At 71.1% G+C, this 17,980-nt stretch carries 21 protein-coding genes; 12 read left to right on the top strand and 9 right to left on the bottom strand.

The window, feature by feature from the left end:
• The first annotated feature begins 66 nt into the window (after positions 1-66).
• The 4 genes from ACFVX6_RS14975 to ACFVX6_RS14960 all read left to right on the top strand — a co-directional run bounded on the left by ACFVX6_RS14975 (position 67) and on the right by ACFVX6_RS14960 (position 2,822).
• A complete protein-coding gene (locus tag ACFVX6_RS14975; protein ID WP_389691448.1) occupies positions 67-1,113 on the top strand; it encodes a family 2 encapsulin nanocompartment cargo protein polyprenyl transferase in 1,047 nt (348 codons plus the stop codon).
• Between the two features lie 137 nt (positions 1,114-1,250).
• Positions 1,251-1,850 (top strand): GNAT family N-acetyltransferase, encoded by a 600-nt coding sequence (locus ACFVX6_RS14970; RefSeq protein WP_389691446.1) that lies wholly within the window; start codon positions 1,251-1,253, stop codon positions 1,848-1,850.
• Positions 1,851-1,952: 102 nt separating this feature from the next.
• Positions 1,953-2,537 (top strand): dihydrofolate reductase family protein, encoded by a 585-nt coding sequence (locus ACFVX6_RS14965; protein WP_389691444.1) that lies wholly within the window; start codon positions 1,953-1,955, stop codon positions 2,535-2,537.
• 36 nt (positions 2,538-2,573) lie between these two features.
• Positions 2,574-2,822, top strand: a complete 249-nt coding sequence (locus tag ACFVX6_RS14960) for a hypothetical protein (RefSeq protein ID WP_389691442.1) — start codon at positions 2,574-2,576, stop codon at positions 2,820-2,822.
• Here the strand turns inward: ACFVX6_RS14960 and snpA are convergent.
• Positions 2,819-3,478 (bottom strand): snapalysin, encoded by a 660-nt coding sequence (gene snpA / locus ACFVX6_RS14955; RefSeq protein ID WP_389691440.1) that lies wholly within the window; start codon positions 3,476-3,478, stop codon positions 2,819-2,821. The genes ACFVX6_RS14960 and snpA overlap by 4 nt on opposite strands.
• Before the next feature lie 206 nt (positions 3,479-3,684).
• Here snpA and ACFVX6_RS14950 point away from each other — a divergent pair, with 206 nt between their 5' ends.
• Positions 3,685-4,629, top strand: coding sequence for a LysR family transcriptional regulator (locus ACFVX6_RS14950; protein ID WP_389691438.1), 945 nt, complete (start codon positions 3,685-3,687; stop codon positions 4,627-4,629).
• Between the two features lie 17 nt (positions 4,630-4,646).
• Here the strand turns inward: ACFVX6_RS14950 and ACFVX6_RS14945 are convergent, their stop codons facing one another.
• Positions 4,647-5,465: a hypothetical protein gene (locus ACFVX6_RS14945; protein ID WP_389691509.1), complete on the bottom strand. Its 819-nt coding sequence runs from the start codon at positions 5,463-5,465 to the stop codon at positions 4,647-4,649.
• Positions 5,466-5,611: 146 nt separating this feature from the next.
• Between ACFVX6_RS14945 and ACFVX6_RS14940 the strand changes: the two genes are divergently transcribed.
• Positions 5,612-6,580 (top strand): DUF4097 domain-containing protein, encoded by a 969-nt coding sequence (locus tag ACFVX6_RS14940; protein WP_389691436.1) that lies wholly within the window; start codon positions 5,612-5,614, stop codon positions 6,578-6,580.
• Position 6,581: 1 nt separating this feature from the next.
• The gene (locus ACFVX6_RS14935; protein ID WP_389691434.1) at positions 6,582-7,505 is read left to right on the top strand and encodes a helix-turn-helix transcriptional regulator; all 924 of its coding nucleotides are present in this window, start codon (positions 6,582-6,584) and stop codon (positions 7,503-7,505) included.
• Between the two features lie 58 nt (positions 7,506-7,563).
• Here the strand turns inward: ACFVX6_RS14935 and ACFVX6_RS14930 are convergent, their stop codons facing one another.
• The 5 genes from ACFVX6_RS14930 to ACFVX6_RS14910 all read right to left on the bottom strand — a co-directional run bounded on the left by ACFVX6_RS14930 (position 7,564) and on the right by ACFVX6_RS14910 (position 12,046).
• Entirely contained in the window at positions 7,564-8,619 is a 1,056-nt protein-coding gene (locus tag ACFVX6_RS14930; protein WP_389691432.1) for an ALF repeat-containing protein, read from the bottom strand.
• A 102-nt stretch (positions 8,620-8,721) separates the two neighbouring features.
• Positions 8,722-9,234 carry a Clp protease N-terminal domain-containing protein gene (locus ACFVX6_RS14925; RefSeq protein WP_389691430.1) on the bottom strand — a complete coding sequence of 171 codons (513 nt, stop codon included), beginning with the start codon at positions 9,232-9,234 and terminating at the stop codon, positions 8,722-8,724.
• A complete protein-coding gene (locus ACFVX6_RS14920) occupies positions 9,234-9,443 on the bottom strand; it encodes a helix-turn-helix domain-containing protein (RefSeq protein WP_243336126.1) in 210 nt (69 codons plus the stop codon). The genes ACFVX6_RS14925 and ACFVX6_RS14920 overlap by 1 nt, the downstream gene beginning before the upstream one ends.
• A gap of 92 nt (positions 9,444-9,535) precedes the next feature.
• Positions 9,536-10,498, bottom strand: coding sequence for a zinc-binding dehydrogenase (locus tag ACFVX6_RS14915; protein ID WP_389691427.1), 963 nt, complete (start codon positions 10,496-10,498; stop codon positions 9,536-9,538).
• Between the two features lie 345 nt (positions 10,499-10,843).
• Positions 10,844-12,046, bottom strand: coding sequence for an NADP-dependent malic enzyme (locus tag ACFVX6_RS14910; RefSeq protein WP_389691425.1), 1,203 nt, complete (start codon positions 12,044-12,046; stop codon positions 10,844-10,846).
• 524 nt (positions 12,047-12,570) lie between these two features.
• Here ACFVX6_RS14910 and ACFVX6_RS14905 point away from each other — a divergent pair.
• From ACFVX6_RS14905 to ACFVX6_RS14895, 3 genes are all read left to right on the top strand, one after another.
• Positions 12,571-13,518 (top strand): ABC transporter substrate-binding protein, encoded by a 948-nt coding sequence (locus ACFVX6_RS14905; protein ID WP_389691423.1) that lies wholly within the window; start codon positions 12,571-12,573, stop codon positions 13,516-13,518.
• Positions 13,519-13,586: 68 nt separating this feature from the next.
• Positions 13,587-14,537, top strand: a complete 951-nt coding sequence (locus ACFVX6_RS14900) for an amino acid ABC transporter permease (protein ID WP_389691421.1) — start codon at positions 13,587-13,589, stop codon at positions 14,535-14,537.
• An 11-nt stretch (positions 14,538-14,548) separates the two neighbouring features.
• Positions 14,549-15,301 carry an amino acid ABC transporter ATP-binding protein gene (locus tag ACFVX6_RS14895; RefSeq protein ID WP_266960087.1) on the top strand — a complete coding sequence of 251 codons (753 nt, stop codon included), beginning with the start codon at positions 14,549-14,551 and terminating at the stop codon, positions 15,299-15,301.
• Between the two features lie 85 nt (positions 15,302-15,386).
• On the opposite strand, the gene ACFVX6_RS14890 is transcribed toward ACFVX6_RS14895, so the two are convergent.
• On the bottom strand, positions 15,387-16,172 hold the full coding sequence (locus ACFVX6_RS14890; RefSeq protein WP_389691419.1) for a class I SAM-dependent methyltransferase: 786 nt from the start codon (positions 16,170-16,172) through the stop codon (positions 15,387-15,389).
• A 67-nt stretch (positions 16,173-16,239) separates the two neighbouring features.
• Here ACFVX6_RS14890 and ACFVX6_RS14885 point away from each other — a divergent pair, with 67 nt between their 5' ends.
• On the top strand, positions 16,240-16,869 hold the full coding sequence (locus tag ACFVX6_RS14885; RefSeq protein WP_266955249.1) for a CGNR zinc finger domain-containing protein: 630 nt from the start codon (positions 16,240-16,242) through the stop codon (positions 16,867-16,869).
• On the opposite strand, the gene sodX is transcribed toward ACFVX6_RS14885, so the two are convergent.
• Positions 16,773-17,240, bottom strand: a complete 468-nt coding sequence (gene sodX, locus ACFVX6_RS14880) for a nickel-type superoxide dismutase maturation protease (RefSeq protein WP_389691416.1) — start codon at positions 17,238-17,240, stop codon at positions 16,773-16,775. The genes ACFVX6_RS14885 and sodX overlap by 97 nt on opposite strands.
• Positions 17,241-17,432: 192 nt before the next feature.
• Between sodX and sodN the strand changes: the two genes are divergently transcribed.
• Positions 17,433-17,828: a superoxide dismutase, Ni gene (gene sodN / locus ACFVX6_RS14875; RefSeq protein WP_030709803.1), complete on the top strand. Its 396-nt coding sequence runs from the start codon at positions 17,433-17,435 to the stop codon at positions 17,826-17,828.
• Positions 17,829-17,980 lie beyond the last annotated feature (152 nt).

Genomic DNA, 17,980 nt, shown 5'->3' with positions numbered 1-17,980 from the left:
CGGCGCTGACGCCGGAGCGAAGGGACCGACGTAAAACGGGGCAGGACGGGACGGAGCGCACACGCCATGTCGACCACTGAGGCGATCACCACCAGCGAGGGGCAGGAAGCCGCCGTCCTGCTGGAGCGGACGAGAGAAACGGTCAACCCCGAACTTCGCCGGACCGTGGAGAGCCTGCCCGGCTCGATGCGGCGCGTGGCGATGTACCACTTCGGCTGGGAGCACGAGGACGGCACCCCGGCGGCGGGCAGCACCGGCAAGGCCATCCGGCCCGCCCTGGTGCTCGCCGCCGCGCAGGCCCTGCGCGGGGACGGGGTGGCCGGGGGCGCCGTACGGGCGGCGGTGGCCGTGGAGCTGGCGCACAACTTCACGCTGCTGCACGATGACGTCATCGACAAGGACGTGCGCAGGCGGGGTCGGCCGACGGCCTGGACGGTCTTCGGCACGTCGGACGCGATCATCACCGGCGACGCGATGATGGCGCTCGCGCTGCGGCTGCTCGCCGAGGACCCGCATCCGGCCTCGGCGGCGGCCTCGGCGCGGCTCGCCGCCTGCATCGTCGAACTGTGCGCGGGCCAGCAGGCGGACTGCGCCTTCGAGCAGCGCCCCAGCGTCTCCCTCGACGAGTGCCTGATCATGGCGACGGCCAAGACCGGAGCCCTGCTGGGCTGCGCGTGCGCGCTCGGCGCGCTGTACGCGGGGGCCGGCCCGGACGAGGTCGACGCCATGGACGCCTTCGGCCGGGAGGCCGGGCTGGCCTTCCAGCTCATCGACGACCTGATCGGTATCTGGGGGGACCCCGGCCACACGGGCAAGCCCGCCGGGGCCGATCTGCTCGCCCGCAAGAAGTCCCTCCCGGTCGTGGCCGCCCTCACCTCGGGCACCACGGCGGGGGAGGAACTGGCCGCGCTGTACGCGGGTCCCATGAACGGGGACGACGTGGGCAGGGCCGCCGCGGCGGTGGAGCGGGCCGGCGGGCGGGACTGGGCGCAGGCCCATGCCGCCGACCGGATGGGGCGGGCGGTGCAGCAGCTGTCGCGGGCCGTCCCGGACCTCGGGGCGGCGGGCGGGCTGCTGGCGCTGGCGGAGTTCGTGACGCGGCGTACGAAGTGACCGCGTAGGGGGCATGGGGGACCCCGGAGGCCTGTTCCGGCACCGCACGGTGCCGGAACGGGCCTTTCTGCGTCGGTGGGGCAACTCTAGGATCACTCACGGTTGTTGACGCGTGAGTGATGTGAAGGGTGTGACCCATGGGGCTGGAGATACGTCAAGCCGGGCAGTCGGACCGGGACGCCGTGGCGCGGCTGCTCGACGAGGCCTTCCGCACCGATCCCGTGAGCAGCTGGGTGTTCCCGGACCCGGAGCACCGGGCCGCGGTGCACGGGAAGTTCCTGGGCGTCTTCGTGGACGTGGCGCTGGCCGAGGGTCGGATCGACTACGCGGTGGACGGTTCGGCGGCGGCACTGTGGCTGCGGATCCCGGCGGCCGATCCGGAGGGCGAGCACGTCGAGGACGAGATCCCGGCGAAGATGCGGGCCGTGGCCGACCCGGACAACGAGCGGTGCGAGCTGGTGGGTCGGCTCACGGGTGCGGTGCACCCGATGGCGGAGGAGCACGAGTACCTGCTGATGATCGCGGTCGCCCCCGGGCGGCAGGGCGAGGGGCTGGGCACGGAGCTGATCCGGCCGGTGCTGGAGCGCTGCGACCGCGAGGGCGTGCCGGCGTACCTGGAGGCGAGCAGCGAGCGCAGCAAGGGGCTGTACGAGCGGCTGGGCTGGCAGTTCACGGGCGAGGCGGTGCGGCTGCCGGACGGTCCGCCGATGTGGCCGATGTGGCGCAAGCCGCAGTGATTCCCGATCGCCGGCACATGACCCCTTGCCGAACCACTTCAGCTGAAGTACTTTGATCGACGTGCCTCGATGGGGGTGCACTGTCGAACGGAAGAGAATCGCTTGCGCAAGCTCACGTACTTCATCGCCACCTCGGTCGACGGCTTCATCGGAGCCCCGGACGGCGATACCGATTTCATCTACAGCTACCTCGACGGCGAGTTCATCGATCACCTCAAGGCCGAGTACCCGGAGACCATCTCCACCCCGGGGCGCGCCCAGCTCGGGATCGCGGACGCCGAACCCAAGCACTTCGACACGGTGCTCATGGGCCGCGGTACGTACGAGCCCGGCCTCAAGCAGGGCCTGACCAGCCCGTACGGACACATGCGCGAGCAGTACGTGGTCTCGCGCTCGCTCACCACCGCACCGGACCCGGCGGTCCGGCTGATCGAGGGTGACCTGGTGGCGAAGGTCCGTGAACTGAAGGCCCAGGACGGGCTCGGCATCTGGCTGTGCGGCGGAGCGGACCTCGCGGGGCAGCTCATCGACGAGATCGACGCGTTCGTCGTCAAGACGTACCCGGTCTTCGTCGGCACCGGCATGCCGATGTCGCGCGCCGGGTTCGGGTCGCGCCCCCTGGAGCTGACCGGGTTCAAGGCCCTCGGCGGCGGCCAGGTCGTCACCTCGTACGCCGTCAAGCGCTGACCCGCCGAAGCGGCGAAACCGGCCTACCGTGGAGGTATGGCCGGTGAACAGCGGGAACAGCGGGAACAGCGGGCACACGGGACGGTCGCCCCGCGGGCCGGGCACGACCAGCAGTCGTGCCCGGCCTGCGGGAGCCCCGTCGACACGATGGTCGGACGGCGCAAATCCCTGGGGATCTTCGTCCCGGCGTGGACCCCCGGTCCCTGTCGGAACCGGGAGTGCACGGCGTACGAGCCCGGGTACGAGGAGCCCCCGATCGAGGGATCCCGGGCCGAAGGGGCCTAGCCCTTCGCGTCCAGACCGGACGCGACGAGCCCGTTCGCCCACAGCTGGTTGACGCGCGAGCGCTCGGCGGAGTTCGGGTTGGCGTTCGTGCAGGAGGTGCCGGGGCCGCCGCCGGACATCAGCTCGCTGCAAGGACCCGAGTAGTGGTCCGGCAGGCCGAGCACGTGGCCGGTCTCGTGCGCGGTCACGCGGGTGGAGTTGTACTGCTGGTTCTGCCGGTAGTCCAGGAAGATGTAGCCCCGGCCGTGGCCGTCCGTGCTCGCGTAGGAGCCGCGCGAGTCGTTGCCCTCGTAGTACGAGAAGTTCCCGCCCGAGGACACCTCCTGCAGTTTGACGTTGACCACCGAGCCGTTCCAGATCTGCGTGGAGCGCGCTATCTGGGTGCGGAAGCTGGGCGCGTTGCGGGTGTTGTAGGTGACGGTGACGGCCGCCAGGCCCGGGGCCGCGGCGCGCTGCTCGGCCACCGCGCGCTGCACGGCCTCGAAGAAGGCGCGGTTGGCGGCCTGGTTCTCCTTCGACTGCTCGTACGCGGCGTACGTGGCCGGGCTGCCGGCGCCCGGGGAGGCCGAGGCGGTGGCGCCCGGGACGACGGCGCCGAGGACGGCGGCGATGCCGAGGCCGACGGCGGACAGAGTGGTCTTGCGGGAGTGGCGCATGTGGGGGACTCCTGCTCATCCGGTGCGGTGGGGGGTCGTTCGGTACCGGAGTCTGCGGGAGCGGGAGGGGTCGGCGGATGATGTCAGACCCCGATAACGCCGGACTATCAGGAGGGTTTCGGAAGCCCAACACCCATGAGAATGGCGGGATTCGAGGGGATACCGGTTACTGGTGCGGTCGGCTCGGCCCGGCCTACTCTCGGGGCATGGAGCTTGAGGTCAGGCACCTGCGCGCCCTGTGCGCCATCGCCGACGCCGGCAGCCTGCACAAGGCCGCCCGGCAACTCGGCGTGAGCCAGCCCTCCCTGACGACCCAGTTGCGCCGCATCGAACGCGCCCTGGACGGGGAGCTGTTCCTGCGCGAGCGCACCGGATGCCGGCCGACTCCCTTCGGGCGCACCATACTCGGGCGGGCGCGACCGCTCCTGGCCGAGATGGCCGCCCTGGTCGCGGAGGCCCGGGCGCTGTCGCAGGGGCCCCGGCTGCGGATCGGCTCGACGGCCAGCCGCGCCCTGCCCGGCTGGCTGCGGCGGCTGCACCGGCGGCTGCCCGACACGGAGACCGACCTGATGGTCGACGTGTCCGCCAACGCGTTGCTGCGGATGACGGCTTCGGGCCGGCTCGACGTGGCGTTCGTGCACGAGGTGGAGGGCAGCCCGCTGCGGGTGCCGGCCGGGCTGGAGTTACGGGTGCTGATGGAGCGGGAACCGCAGTTCGTGTCCATGTCCCGGGACCATCCTGCGGCGGCGCGTGCCGTGGTGGAGCTGCGCGACCTCGCCGCCGACCGGTGGACCGTGGACCCGTCGGTGGACGGCGAATGGGACGGCCTGCGCCGGGTCCTCGCGGGCGCCGGCCTCGACCCGCCCCTGCTGCACGCCGATTACCACACGGCCGCCTCGCTGATCGCCTCCGGCGAGGCCGTCGCCCCCTGCCAGCCCACCTCCGGAATGCGCGAGGACATGGCGATCCGGCCGCTCTCGGGCGATCCGCTCGCCGTACGCCTCCTCCTCGCGACCCGCCCCGGGGTGCACGCGCAGGTGTCCGACGGGGTGTACGAGGACCTGCGCGCGGCCTACCGCGAAGCGGCGCTGGAGACTCCGCCCTACCGGGCCTGGCTGCGCCGCAACGCGAGCCCGCTGCTGGCGGCGTAGGGGGCGGCCGACAGGTCCTAGGCGCGGCGGCGGGCCCGGTCGTAGGCCAGGGCGGCCGCGCCGTGGGTCACCAGGACGGTGCCCGCGGCCAGCCAGCCCGGACTGCGGCGGCGGGCCGCCCACATCATCAGGGGGGCTCCGGCGGCCAGTTGGGCCGCACCCGCCAGGCGCGCCTTGGGGCCCCGGAGCCACGGGCCCAGGGGGCTGTCCTCGACCACCGCGAGCTCCGCCCGCACCGTGTCGCGCCAGCCCGCCCACTCCACCCGCTCCGCCGCCGGTGCGACCCGGGCCGCCTCCCGCAGCCGGTCGGCGGGTTCGCCCGGGTTCAGGCCCGCCGGGAGCGCCAGCCCTGCGCGGGCCAGCAGTGCGACGACGCCGAGCAGTCGGGACTCGCCGTCCGCCGCCTCGTCGGGGCGGGTCAGGCGCTCCAGTTCCTCCAGGTCCAGCACCGGGTCCAGTCCGAGCCGCGCCGCCAGCACCCGCATGGCGTCTGCGTCCGGGGCGTCCCGCTCGCCGTGCGGACGGCCCGCCGCGTCCCACTCGTAGGCCGCGGACCGGCGGAATCCGGAGGACAGTACGAAGCCGGTCCGGCCCTCCTCCCACCACAGGCTCAGCACCGGCCAGTTGGAGCTCAGTGCGACCGCCGCGCCCCAGCCCGCCATGACCTCGGCCACGGATTCCGTGCCGCCGAGCCAGGGCTCGGCCTCGGGCACCAGCACGCTCCACTCGCCGGCGGGGGCCAGCAGCAGGCGTTCGCGCAGGATGTGCGCGGCGGGTCGGGCGGCGAGGGGCTCGGTGCGGCAGAGCAGCAGTCCGCCCGCCGTGGTCTGGGAGATCGACATGTCCACACGCTAAGCCAAAACGGCCCAAAGTGATGATTTTGGATCATCCTGACGCGCTTGACTTCCCGCAACCGCGATATATCGTGTTAGTCAGAAGACGCGATATGTTGCGTGCACGTACGCCGAGGAGGGTCAGCACCATGGCAGAGGCAGCGCGGGATCCGCAGAATCCGCAAAACCCGCAAAACCCGCAAAAAACATGGTCGGTCGCCGCACCACAGAAGCTCGCCTTCGAGGAGCCGGTGACCGAGGTCCGCGTCCGGATGGCCGGCGGTACGGTCAACGTCGTCGCCGACGAGGGTCCGGCCCGCCTCGAGGTGTCCGAGGTCGACGGGCCGCCCCTGTACGTGGTGCAGGAGGGCGGGACCCTCACCGTCTCCTACGAGGACCTTCCCTGGAACGGTTCCCAGGGGCTCAAGCAGTGGTTCGAGAGCAAGCCCTGGAAGGCCTGGTCCACCTCCGACTCCGGCCGCAAGGCTTGGGAGCGCAGCGCGACCGTGACCCTCACGGTCCCGGCCGCCACCCGGGTGCAGCTGGCCAGCGTCAGCGCCACCGTCTTCGTCTCCGGCATCGACGGCGGCACCGACATCCACGGGGTCTCCGGCGACACCACGCTCGTCGGCCTGTCCGGCCGGGTCAAGGCGCACACGGTCTCCGGCGGGGTCGAGGCCCAGTCCGTGACCGGCGAGCTCGGATTCCACTCCGTGTCCGGCGGCCTTACGGTCGTCGACGGCGCGGTGGGCAGCGTGCGGGCCGACTCGGTCAGCGGCGACATGCTGATCGACCTCGCCCTCGAGGACCGGCCCGCGCCCCGGCCGGTCGACATCTCCCTCAACTCCGTTTCCGGGCAGGTGGCCATCCGCCTCCCGCACCCGGCCGACGCCCGGGTCGAGGCCAACACCGCCACCGGCGGCGTCTCCAACGCCTTCGAGGACCTGCGGGTCTCGGGCCAGATGGGCGCCAAGAGGATCACCGGCACCCTGGGCGCCGGCACCGGAACCCTGCGCGCCACCACCGTCTCCGGCTCCATCGCGCTGCTGCGCCGCCCGGCCGCAGACCCGGCCGGAGCCCCGGCCGCCCCGCTCGCGCTCGACAAGAAGGTGCTCTGACATGCCGCCCGTCTTCGCCCACGGCCGCCTCCGCCTCTACCTCCTCAAGCTGCTCGACGAGGCTCCGCGCCACGGGTACGAGGTGATCCGGCTGCTGGAGGAGCGTTTCCAGGGGCTGTACGCGCCCTCCGCCGGCACGGTGTACCCGCGCCTGGCCAAGCTGGAGACCGAGGGCCTGGTGACGTACGCGACCGAAGGCGGGCGCAAGGTGTACTCGATCACCGACGCGGGCCGCGCCGAACTGGCCGACCGCGGCGGCGAACTGGCCGACCTGGAGCTGGAGATCCGCGACTCGGTCTCCGAGCTGGCCGCCGAGATCCGCGCCGACGTGAGCGGCGCGGCGGGCGATCTGCGGCGCGAACTGCGGGCCGCGGCCAGCGCGTCGGCCACGCAGGTGGAGGACGAGTCCTGGAAGGCCGCCAAGGAGGAACTCCGCAAGGCGAAGGCCGAGTGGAAGGAACAGGCGCGCCGCGCGAAGGACGAGAGCCGCCGGGCCCGCGAGGAGGCCCAGCAGGCGCGCCGGCAGGCCAAGGAGGCGCAGGAGCGGGCCCGTGAGGAGGTCCAGCGCATCGCAGGGCAGCTGCAGGAGCAGTTCGCGAAGTCGGGAGGAGTCCTGGGCAGCCTGGCGGGAGCCTGGCTCGGCGGATCCGGCTCGACGACGGCGCCGTCCGAGCCCTCCGCGCCGTCCGAGCCCTCCGCTCGTTCGGCTGCCCCGGCCGCCGCTCCCGACGCGGACTGGGCGCGTGACGTGCCGCCGACGGGGGACCCGGCCCGCGACCTGGACCGGCTGCTGGACCGCTTCCGCGACGACATCCGCGACGCGGCCCGCGACCGGGGGATCAACGACGACCAGCTGGCGCAGGCCCGTACCCACCTGGCGGAGGCGGCCGCCCGCATCGCCTCGGCCCTCGGTCCGCAGGACTAGGCACTCATCGTTCGGGTCCTCGCCGCGGCCGACCCCTGTACGGCCGCGGCGAGATGGTTCAGCGCCCGGCGCCCGCGCGACGCATCCGCGCGGCGAGCAGGAGACCCGCGCCTGCGACGAGTGCGGTGCCCGCGCCGCCCGCGATCCAGCCGGTGTCCCCGGCGCCGGTGGTGGCGAGGGGACCGCTGCCGCCCTGAGGGGTGACGGCGGTGTTCCCGCTGCTGCTCCCGGAGCCGGAAGTCCCGGGGGTGGGAGCGGGAGTGGGGGTCGGGGTGGTCTGGTCCGGCTGCTTCCCCTCCTCCTTCTCCTTGTCCTCCTGGGCCTTCTTGTCCTTGGCGCGCGCCTCGTGCTGGCCCGTCTTCAGGAACTCGACGCGGTCCGCGGGCGTGCCGTTGAGTGCTGCAAGGCCTGCCTTGACCAGCTCCGGGCCCCCGCCGTCGATGACCTGCGCGATCTCGATCCGGTTGTCCTGGTCGCGCAGGTGGTGCTGGCCCGTCTTCAGGAACTCGACGCGGTCGGCGGGAGTGCCCTTGAGCGCCTTCTTGGCGCCTTCCTTCAGGTTGGGGCCGGCTCCGTTGCTCAGCCGGGCGATGTCGACCCTGTTGTCGTCGTCGCGCAGCTCGTGCTGGGTGACCTCGTAGAAGTGGATCAGCTGCTCCACGGTCGCGTCGATCTCGAAGATGTTCCTGATCCCCTCCTTCAGGCCGGGGCCGGCGTCGTTCGCCAGACGGGCGATCAGCACCCGGTAGTCGTCGCGGCGGATCGTGTGCTGGTCCTTCTCGATGAACTTGCGCATGGCCGCGGCGCCGTCGGCTATGGCCTTGTGGCCCGCTTCCTTCATGTACGCACTGGCCATCGGGTCGGCGATGATCGCGAGGATCGTCTTGCGGTCCTGCTCGGCCTGGCTCTCGTCCGGCTGCTCGGCCGGGGGCTGAACAGCCGTGGGCTGCTCGGCCGGCGGCTGCACCGCCGTGGGCTGGTCGGGCGCGGCCGGAGCCGTAGGGCTGGCGGGCGCGCTGGTTTCTTCGCCGGTGGCGAAGGCCGGGGATGCGAGGAGGACGGCCGGAGCCAGGGCGGCAGTGGTGATCGCTGCGGCGAGACGGGACAACTTCACGGGACAACCCCCTGGAGAAACGTTCTTTTCGCAGCACAAGACTCACCGGCCGGGCCGATGGTTGTACGCGGCAGCAAAGAATTCGGCAGGGGGGTCCGTGCCTCAGGCGGTCAGGGTCGCCTCGGCTCCCGCATAGGTGACCCCGTGGTCCGTGAGGACCTCGGCGGGTGTGCCGGGGCGGGAGAGGAGGGCGAGGAGCAGGTGGAGGGTGGAGATGTGGCGCTCCTTGCGGCCCAGGGCGATGCGCAGGGACTGCTCCAGGATCTTCTTGGCCCCCGGGGTGAAGCGGGTACGGCCGGAGCGGCTGCGCGGGGCGGGGGTCGACAGGGCGCCCTCGCCGTGGGTCTCCTCGATGCGGGAGACGATCTCCGTGAGGTCGATGCCGAGGCCCGCGAGGGCTTCCTCGTCCGCCTTGGACATGCCGCCCCGGCGGCGCGCCGCCGCCAGGTCGGCGGAGATCGCGGCCCGGTCGACGCCCAGGGGGTCGAGGGCGCCCAGGGCGAGCATGGCGAGGAGCAGGTGCTCCTCGCCGACCCGCTGCGCCCCGGTCCGCTCGGCCTCGGCGACCGCGCCCGTCACGGTGGAGCGGGCGTCCTGCGTGAACCGTTCGAACATCAGAGCCTCCCGTGCTTCTTGTGTACGGCCTGCCGGCTGACGCCCAGCTCGGCCGCGATCTCCTGCCAGGACCAGCCCTGCGCACGGGCCCCGCGCACCTGTACGGCCTCCAGCTGTTCCAGTAGTCGCCGGAGGGCGGCCACGGCGCGCAGGCCCACGCGCGGGTCGCGGTCACCGGCGCGCTCGGCCAGATCGGTAGCTTCCGTCATGGGTGTCAATGTAGGTTGACACACGGGAGGGTGTCAACCCACATTGACATCGGCGGGCGGTGCCGGGGCAGCGGGCTCCGGGGACTCCGGGGCTAGACGGTGAGGACGATCTTGCCGAACACGTCGCCCGACTCCAGCTTCTCGAAGCCCTCGCGGGCCCGGTCCAGCGGCAGGGTCTCGTCGATCACCGGGCGGACGCCGGTCGCCGCGCAGAAGGACAGCAGGTCCTCCAGCTCGTCCTTCGAGCCCATCGTCGAGCCGACCACCTTGAGTTCCAGGAAGAAGATCCGGGTCAGCTCGGCGTGCGCCGGGCGGTCCCCGCTCGTGGCGCCCGAGATGACCAGGGTGCCGCCGGGGCGCAGTGATTTGACCGAGTGCGACCAGGTGGCGGCGCCGACCGTTTCGATGACCGCGTCGACCCGCTGGGGGAGCCGCGCGCCGGGCTCGTAGGCCTCCACGGCGCCCAGCTCGACCGCGCGCTTGCGCTTGGCCTCGTCGCGGCTGGTCGCGAAGACCCGCAGGCCGGCCGCCTTGCCGAGGACGATGGCGGCCGTGGCGACCCCGCCGCCGGCGCCCTGGACCAGGACCGAGTCGCCGGGGCGGACGCCGGCGTTGGTGAAGAGCATCCGGTACGCGGTCAGCCACGCCGTGGGCAGGCAGGCGGCCTGTTCGAAGGAGAGCTCGGCGGGCTTGCGCAGGACGTTCCAGGCGGGGACGGTGACCTGCTCGGCGAAGGTGCCCTGGTAGCGCTCGGTCAGGATCGAGCGGGGCTCGTCGGGGCCGACTCCGTGGCCGGTCTGGCCGATGACGGAGTGCAGGACGACCTCGTTGCCGTCCTGGTCGATCCCGGCGGCGTCACAGCCGAGGATCATGGGGAGCTTTTCCTCGCCGAGGCCGACCCCGCGCAGCGACCACAGGTCGTGGTGGTTGAGGGAGGCGGCCTTGACGTTCACGGTCACCCAGCCGGGGCGGGCCTGCGGGGCCGGGCGTTCGCCCAGCACGAGGCCGTTCAGCGGCTGGTCACGGTCGATTCGGGCAGCGTAGGCAGCGAACATGGCCGCGAGGCTACCGGTCGGTAGCCCGGGGATCCAGGCCTGCCCCGGCCCTGCGGGCGGCTGTTCGGGGTTGCTCCCCGCTCCCGTCGGCGGGAGTGCGCCCTGCGGGGGCCGTCCCCTACCCGCCCTTCCACCGTTCCCCGGGCTCTGCCCGGACCCCTTCGCCGGGTGCGGCGCCGTTGCCGGGGGCCGACCCCCGGACCCCCGCTCCTCACACGCCGGAGGGGCTGGATCTTCGCCGGAGGGGCTGGGTGTGCCCAGGGGCTGGATGTGCCCGGGGGAATGGAAGCGGGGCCCCGCCGAAGTGATCGGACGGGCCCCGCTTCGTGCAGCTCAGCGCAGCGATCAGGCCAGGCGGGCCACGCCGTCGGCCTTCGCCGCCGCGGCGACCGCGGCCGTGACGGCCTCGGCGACGCGGGTGTCGAACGGCGAGGGGATCACGTAGTCGGCGGCGAGCTCGTCACCCACGACGCCGGCGATGGCGTCGGCGGCGGCGATCTTCATGCCCTCGGTGATCCGGGTCGCGCGGACCTTCAGCGCACCCGCGAAGATGCCCGGGAACGCCAGCACGTTGTTGATCTGGTTCGGGAAGTCCGAGCGGCCCGTGGCCACGACCGCCGCGTACTTGTGCGCGACGTCGGGGTGGACCTCCGGGTTCGGGTTGGCCATGGCGAAGACGAAGCAGTCCTTCGCCATCGTCGCCACCGCGGCCTCGGGGACCGTACCGCCGGAGACGCCGATGAAGACGTCCGCGCCGGCGAGGGCGCTCTCCAGGGAACCGGTCTGGCCGGTCTTGTTCGTCAGGCCCGCGATCTCCGCCTTGACGTCCGTCAGGTCGGAGCGGTCGGCGGAGACGACGCCCTTGCGGTCGGTGACGCAGACGTCACCGATGCCCGCGTCCACGAGGATCTTGGCGATCGCGATGCCGGCGGCACCGGCGCCCGAGATCACGGCGCGCAGGTCGGCGAGGGTGCGACCGGTGAGCTTCGCGGCGTTGCGCATGGCGGCCAGCGTCACGATGGCCGTGCCGTGCTGGTCGTCGTGGAAGATCGGGATGTCCAGCGCCTCCTGGAGGCGGCGCTCGATCTCGAAGCAGCGGGGCGCCGAGATGTCCTCCAGGTTCACCCCGCCGAAGGACGGCGCGAGGCGGATCACGGTCTCGATGATCTCGTCCGTGTCCTTGGTGGCGAGCGCGATCGGAACCGCGTCGACGCCACCGAACTGCTTGAAGAGAATGGCCTTGCCCTCCATCACGGGGAGGGAGGCTTCGGGCCCGATGTCACCGAGTCCGAGCACGGCCGTACCGTCGGTGACGACGGCGACCACGTTGGACTTCCAGGTGTACTCGTTCACGAGCTCGGGCTGCTCGGCAATGGCGCTGCAGACCTTCGCAACGCCGGGCGTGTACGCCAGGGACAGGTCGTCCTTGTTGTGGACCGGCACGGTGGCCACGATGGCCATCTTGCCGCCCCGGTGCAGCGCGAACACAGCATCCGGGTTGTTGTCCGTCACGCTGTCGCTGCGAGGATTGACGATCTCCGCTGCCACTGTCTTAACCCCTTAAGTCTTTGAATCGTTGAGGGTGGCCACTCCTGGTTAAGGGGTGGGCGGGCACCGCGTCCGTCTTCGCGACGACGGTTGTAGGCCCGTCTCCGCGAAGGGGAGGTTCGTACGCGCGGGCGCGCCGCACGCGCGCCCTGAGCCCCGGATGAGGGGTGTAAGGATCTGTTCTACCCGAAGAACGCTCACCCAGACGAGTCGATTCCCGCTCGACCATAAGCTCCTTGTCCCGGTTTTGGTGAAAAGTCCAAACCTCTCTGTCCGATGGGCGAGACGCGCCGCAAAAAGTGCGGCAAAAGGACCAGGTCACGGCCGTTCGTGCGGCTCTGAGGGGCCTTGTCCGCAGTCCTGTTGGGTACGAAGGGGCTGCCGTTATCCGATTTTGACCTGACGGGCTGCCTGAATGACTCAGTCCGAATGGCAAGATGCCCCTAATCACACAAGGTCGCGACACTCGATGGGGCGTGCCCGACCGCTTTTCGATGCTTTCCACCTGCCGGAGGAACCAGCTCATGACCGCAAGCACCACCCGCCGTACGACCGCCGCCCGGTCCCGGATCGCCGCGGTCGGCGCGATCGCGGTCGCCGGCGCCCTGATCCTCACCGGCTGTGGAGACCAGACCGAGAAGAAGGGGTCCGGGGACGCCACGAAGTCCAACGCCGCCCCCCTCTTCTCCGCCCTGCCGAAGAAGATCCAGGACGCGGGTGTCATCAAGGTCGGCACGGACGCGGCGTACGCGCCGATGGAGTTCACCGAGGGCGGCAAGATCGTCGGTGTCGACCCCGACATCGCCGAGGCCCTGGGCAAGCAGCTCGGTGTGAAGTTCGAGTTCACCTCCGGCAGCTTCGACGGTCTGATCACCTCGATCTACTCCGGCCGCCAGGACGCGATCATGTCCTCGGTCACGGACAACGAGAAGCGCCAGAAGGGCCTCGACGACGAGGGCAAGCAGATCGGCAAGGGGGTCGACTTCGTCGACTACTTCTCCTCCGGCGTCTCGCTCCTCGTCAAGAAGGGCAACCCGCAGGGCATCAAGTCCCTGGACGACCTCTGCGGCAAGACCGTCGCCGTCCAGCGCGGCACGATCTACGAAGACACCTTCAAGGCCCAGGCCACGAAGTGCGGTGACAAGAAGCTGACCATCGAGTCCTTCGACACCGACGCCGAGGCCCAGACCCGCGTCAAGGCCGGCGGCGCCGTGGCCGACCTCAACGACTTCCCGGTCGCCGCGTACATCGCGAAGACCTCGGGCGGCGGCAACGACTTCGAGGTCGGCGGCGCGCAGGCCGACGTCGGTCTCTTCGGCATCGGCGTCAGCAAGGAGAACACCCAGCTGCGCGACGCCCTGAAGCAGGCCCTCGACGCGATCATCAAGGACGGCTCCTACGCCAAGGTCCTGGAGAAGTGGAACGTCAAGGACAGCGCCGTTCAGTCCGCGACGGTCAACGCAGGCAAGTGACCCGTGCGGACCGGGGGCGCCCGCGCCCCCGGTCCCTGGTTCCTGAGCTCCACTGAAGGGCAGTCATTGTGACTGACAAGATCGACAAGGATCCGGCCGCGACCCCGCCCGCCGGTCCCGGCGCCTCGGGCAACCCGTACGAGGCCATCAAGGCAATCCCCGTGCGGCACTACGGCCGCTGGATCAGCGGCGCGGTCGTCGTCGTCCTGCTGGCCTGGCTCGTCTACGCCTTCTCCCAGGGCAACGTGATCTGGAAGACGGTCGGAGACAAGCTCTTCGACCCCTCGATCATCGCCGGCCTCGGCAACACCGTGATCATCAGCGTGTCCGCGATGGCCCTGGGCCTGGTCCTGGGCATCCTCTTCGCCGTCATGCGCCTCTCGAAGAACCCGGTGACCAACACCGTCGCCTGGCTCTACATCTGGTTCTTCCGCGGCACCCCGGTCTACGTACAGCTCCTGGTGTGGTTCAACCTGTCGCTGATCTTCCAGTACGTGAACCTCGGCCCGATCTACAAGCAAGAGACCGTCGAGCTGATGACCCCGTTCATGGTCGCCCTGCTGGGCCTGGGCCTGAACGAGGGCGCCTACATGGCGGAGATCGTCCGCGCGGGCATCCAGTCCGTCGACGAGGGCCAGAGCGAGGCCTCCCACGCACTGGGCATGACCCAGACGCAGACCATGCGCCGCGTGGTTCTCCCGCAGGCGATGCGCGTGATCATTCCGCCGTCGGGCAACGAGTTCATCAACATGCTGAAGACCTCGTCCCTGGTGTCCGCGGTCCAGTACACCGAACTCCTGCGGGCCTCCTCGAACATCGGGTCCACGGCCGGCGCCATCATGGAGATGCTGTTCGTCGCCTCCATCTGGTACCTGGCCCTGACCAGCGTCTTCAGCGTCGGCCAGTACTACCTGGAACGCCGCTACGCCCGCGGATCGCTGCGCTCCCTGCCGCCCACGCCGTTCCAGCGGCTGCGGGCCAACCTGAACATGTTCCGCCGTACGGAGGTGGCGAAGTGACCGCCCAGCCGATGGTCAAGGCCGAGGCCGTCCACAAGTCCTACGGCCCCGCCCACATCCTGCGGGGCATCGACCTCGAAGTCGCCCCCCGCGAGGTGTTCTGCCTGGTCGGCCCCTCCGGCTCCGGCAAATCCACCTTCCTGCGCTGCATCAACCACCTCGAGCGCATCAACGCCGGACGCCTCTCCGTCGACGGACAGCTCGTCGGCTACAAGGAGAAGGCCGGAAAGCTCTACGAGCTCAAGGACTCCGAGGTCGCGGCCCAGCGCCGGGACATCGGCATGGTCTTCCAGCGCTTCAACCTCTTCCCCCACATGACGGCCATAGAGAACGTCATGGAAGCCCCCGTCATGGTCAAGGGCGAAAGCAAGGCCGTCGCACGCGCCCGCGCGGTCAAGCTCCTGGACCGCGTCGGTCTCGGTGACAAGGGCGGGAACTATCCCACCCAGCTCTCCGGCGGCCAGCAGCAGCGCGTGGCCATCGCCCGCGCGCTGGCCATGGAACCCAAGCTGATGCTCTTCGACGAGCCCACCTCCGCGCTCGACCCCGAGCTCGTCGGCGACGTCCTCGACGTCATGCGGGACCTCGCCGAATCGGGCATGACCATGATCGTGGTCACCCACGAAATGGGCTTCGCCCGCGAGGTCGGAGACAACCTCGTCTTCATGGACGGCGGCGTCGTCGTCGAATCCGGCCACCCCCGCGAAGTCCTCGGCAACCCCCAACACGACCGCACCAAGGCCTTCCTCTCCAAGGTCCTCTAGGGCGGCTGCGTTCCACGCGTGAGGGGCGGTACGGACATCCGTACCGCCCCTCACGCATGACCGGCCCGCCGCTGCGGCCCGGGGACTACTTCAGGGCCAGCACCAGCCCGTCGGAGGGCGAGCGCCAGACCGTACGGGCCTCCGAGAAGCCGGAGCCGCGCAGTGTGGCCGCGTGCCAGGACTCCGGCGGGGTGTCGCCGTCGGCGTGCTCGCCGTAGATCTCGAAGCGGGCCTTCGTCGGCTCGGCGAGCGCGGGGTCGGCGGCCGCGAGCTCCCACCACTCGCGCCAGTCCAGCGCCCCGGCCGCCTTCGCCCGGTCCATTCCGCCGTGCCGGTGGGCGCGCTCGGCGGCGTTGATCCGGGGGGTGGCGGGGTCGGGCATGTGGTCGGCGTTCATGAACACCCCGCCGGTGCGCAGCAGGGGCGCGAGCTGCCCGTAGAGGACGGCGAGGTCCTCGCTGGGCAGCCAGTGCAGGGCGGTGGCCGTCAGGATGGCGTCGTAGGAGCCGTGGGGGAGGGCCGCGGGCCAGTCGGGGTCCTTGAGGTCGGCGGTCACGAAGGTGACGCGGGGGTCGCCGTCGAAGTGGCCCCGGGCGATCGTCAACAGCGCGGGGTCGAGATCGACTCCCGTACTGGTGGATTCCGGGAACCTCTTGAGGACGCGGTCCGTGATGCTTCCCGTACCGCACGCGAGATCGAGCACCCGGGGGGCGGTGCCGACCAGCGCCTCCACCATGTCCAGCATCACCCGGAACCGCTCCTCGCGGTCGGGCATGTACCACTCCTGCTGCCGGTCCCAGCTGTCCTGCCAGGCCTGCCAGTCGGACGGTGCCGTATCGGAGCGCGCCGTATCCGCCACGAAATCCTCCATGCGTAATACCCTCGAACATGTCTCAGCCGTTACCGGAGACACTAATCCGCAGCCGTAAGGACTACAAGTGGAACTGGCCCATTACTCGGACTACGCCGTGCGCCTGGTCAACACCGAGGAGCCGGCCCGCAACAAGGACTCGCTGACCTCCGTGGACGCCGTCCGCGCCCTCTTCGGCGCCAGCGTGCAGATGGCCCGCCGGGTCACGGATGGTGACGTCACCCGCTTCCGAAACGTCCGCGGCCGGCTGCGCACCGTCTTCGAGGCCGCCGACGGCGGGGACCACGTCCTCGCCGTCGACCTGCTGAACTCCCTGCTCATGGAGTTCCCGGTCAGCCCGCAGGTCTCCGGGCACGAGACGATCGGTGAGCACGGCGGCCCGAACTGGCACATCCACCTGGCCGACCACCCCTCCAACGCCTCCGCCGGCTACGCCGCGATCGCGTGCTTCGGGCTGGCCTTCCACCTCACCGAGCACGGCCCGGACCGGCTCGGCCTCTGCCAGGCCCCGCCCTGCCGCAACGCCTACCTCGACACCTCCACCAACCGCTCCCGGCGGTACTGCTCCGACCGGTGCGCCACGCGCGCCAACGTCGCCGCCTACCGCGCCCGCAAGCGGCTGGAGGCCGAGGAGTCCGCCCACAGCGGGCGCAGCGCCGAGGAAGCCCAGGAGAGCCACGCCCTCAGCGAGCGCTGACCCTCCGCCGCGTGTTCCGGCCGGGGGCGCGGCCGGAAGCGGACCACCGCGGTCGCGAGCACCAGCTCGTCGGGGACGGCCCCGTAGTCCGTGCTGTCGCCCGTCTCGTTGTACGGGTTGTCGCCCAGCACCCACCAGCCGCCCGGCCGCCGCTCCGCCGCCCGCTTGACGACCAGCAGGTCCTGCTGGAACGGGTGGCGCAGCACCACCACGTGGCCCGGCCGCACGGGGGCTCCGTAGCGGACCAGCAGCTGGTCCCCGTTCTCCAGGGTCGGCGCCATCGAGGGGCCCCTCACCTCCACGGTCCCGATCCGTTTCAACGGCGACTCCCACTCCCGCGTCCGGCCGCGCGAGCGCGTGCTCCCCGTCATCCGTGACCTCCGTAACCGCGCTGGTGCACTCTTCGTGCCCCCCGCATGCTGCCGCACTCTTCCGTACATTCGGTCACCGGCCCGGGCAGACCCCTGGACTTTTGTCCCAACCCCATGGGGGCGGCCGCGAAATCGTCTTTCTCACGGAGTAATCTCCCCCTTGAGAAGACGATCACGAGGAGGACAAACTCCATGCTTTCCCGCCTCTTCGCCCCCAAGGCGAAGGTCTCCGCCCACTGCGATCTTCCGTGCGGCGTGTACGACCCTGCCCAGGCCCGCATCGAGGCCGAGTCCGTCAAGGCCGTGCAGGAGAAGTACCAGGCCAACGACGACGCCGACTTCCGCGCGCGCGCCATCACCATCAAGGAGCAGCGCGCCGAGCTCGCGAAGCACCACGTTTCCGTGCTGTGGAGCGACTACTTCAAGCCGCCGCACTTCGAGAAGTACCCGCAGCTGCACACCCTGGTCAACGACACCCTGAAGGCCCTCTCGGCCGCCAAGGCGTCGAACGACCCGGCGACCGGCGCCAAGGCGCTGGAGCTCATCGCCGAGATCGACCGCATCTTCTGGGAGACCAAGGCCGCCTGATCGGACTCTCCAGTCTGATCGGCCTTGTCCCGCGGGACGATGACGAAGGGGGCCCCCCCCCACCCGGGGGGGCCCCCAACGCAATGCCGTGGGAGGGGCCCGGGGCAAACAGGGAGTTGGGCAAAGCCGGCACCCGGGCCCCCCCCCCCGGG

The organism is Streptomyces sp. NPDC058289, from assembly GCF_042880975.1.
Classification (GTDB): domain Bacteria; phylum Actinomycetota; class Actinomycetes; order Streptomycetales; family Streptomycetaceae; genus Streptomyces; species Streptomyces stoeckheimensis.
This window is presented reverse-complemented; position numbering and strand designations above follow the sequence as displayed.

What these genes read in the sequence shown, in the direction of transcription:
- ACFVX6_RS14975 (WP_389691448.1), top strand. Translation starts at nt 67, where the DNA reads ATGTCGACCACTGAGGCGATCACCACCAGCGAGGGGCAGGAAGCCGCC.
- ACFVX6_RS14970 (WP_389691446.1), top strand. Translation starts at nt 1,251, where the DNA reads ATGGGGCTGGAGATACGTCAAGCCGGGCAGTCGGACCGGGACGCCGTG.
- ACFVX6_RS14960 (WP_389691442.1), top strand. Translation starts at nt 2,574, where the DNA reads ATGGCCGGTGAACAGCGGGAACAGCGGGAACAGCGGGCACACGGGACG.
- snpA (WP_389691440.1), bottom strand. Translation starts at nt 3,478, where the DNA reads ATGCGCCACTCCCGCAAGACCACTCTGTCCGCCGTCGGCCTCGGCATC.
- ACFVX6_RS14950 (WP_389691438.1), top strand. Translation starts at nt 3,685, where the DNA reads ATGGAGCTTGAGGTCAGGCACCTGCGCGCCCTGTGCGCCATCGCCGAC.
- ACFVX6_RS14940 (WP_389691436.1), top strand. Translation starts at nt 5,612, where the DNA reads ATGGCAGAGGCAGCGCGGGATCCGCAGAATCCGCAAAACCCGCAAAAC.
- ACFVX6_RS14935 (WP_389691434.1), top strand. Translation starts at nt 6,582, where the DNA reads ATGCCGCCCGTCTTCGCCCACGGCCGCCTCCGCCTCTACCTCCTCAAG.
- ACFVX6_RS14925 (WP_389691430.1), bottom strand. Translation starts at nt 9,234, where the DNA reads ATGTTCGAACGGTTCACGCAGGACGCCCGCTCCACCGTGACGGGCGCG.
- ACFVX6_RS14920 (WP_243336126.1), bottom strand. Translation starts at nt 9,443, where the DNA reads ATGACGGAAGCTACCGATCTGGCCGAGCGCGCCGGTGACCGCGACCCG.
- ACFVX6_RS14915 (WP_389691427.1), bottom strand. Translation starts at nt 10,498, where the DNA reads ATGTTCGCTGCCTACGCTGCCCGAATCGACCGTGACCAGCCGCTGAAC.
- ACFVX6_RS14905 (WP_389691423.1), top strand. Translation starts at nt 12,571, where the DNA reads ATGACCGCAAGCACCACCCGCCGTACGACCGCCGCCCGGTCCCGGATC.
- ACFVX6_RS14895 (WP_266960087.1), top strand. Translation starts at nt 14,549, where the DNA reads ATGGTCAAGGCCGAGGCCGTCCACAAGTCCTACGGCCCCGCCCACATC.
- ACFVX6_RS14890 (WP_389691419.1), bottom strand. Translation starts at nt 16,172, where the DNA reads ATGGAGGATTTCGTGGCGGATACGGCGCGCTCCGATACGGCACCGTCC.
- sodX (WP_389691416.1), bottom strand. Translation starts at nt 17,240, where the DNA reads ATGACGGGGAGCACGCGCTCGCGCGGCCGGACGCGGGAGTGGGAGTCG.
- sodN (WP_030709803.1), top strand. Translation starts at nt 17,433, where the DNA reads ATGCTTTCCCGCCTCTTCGCCCCCAAGGCGAAGGTCTCCGCCCACTGC.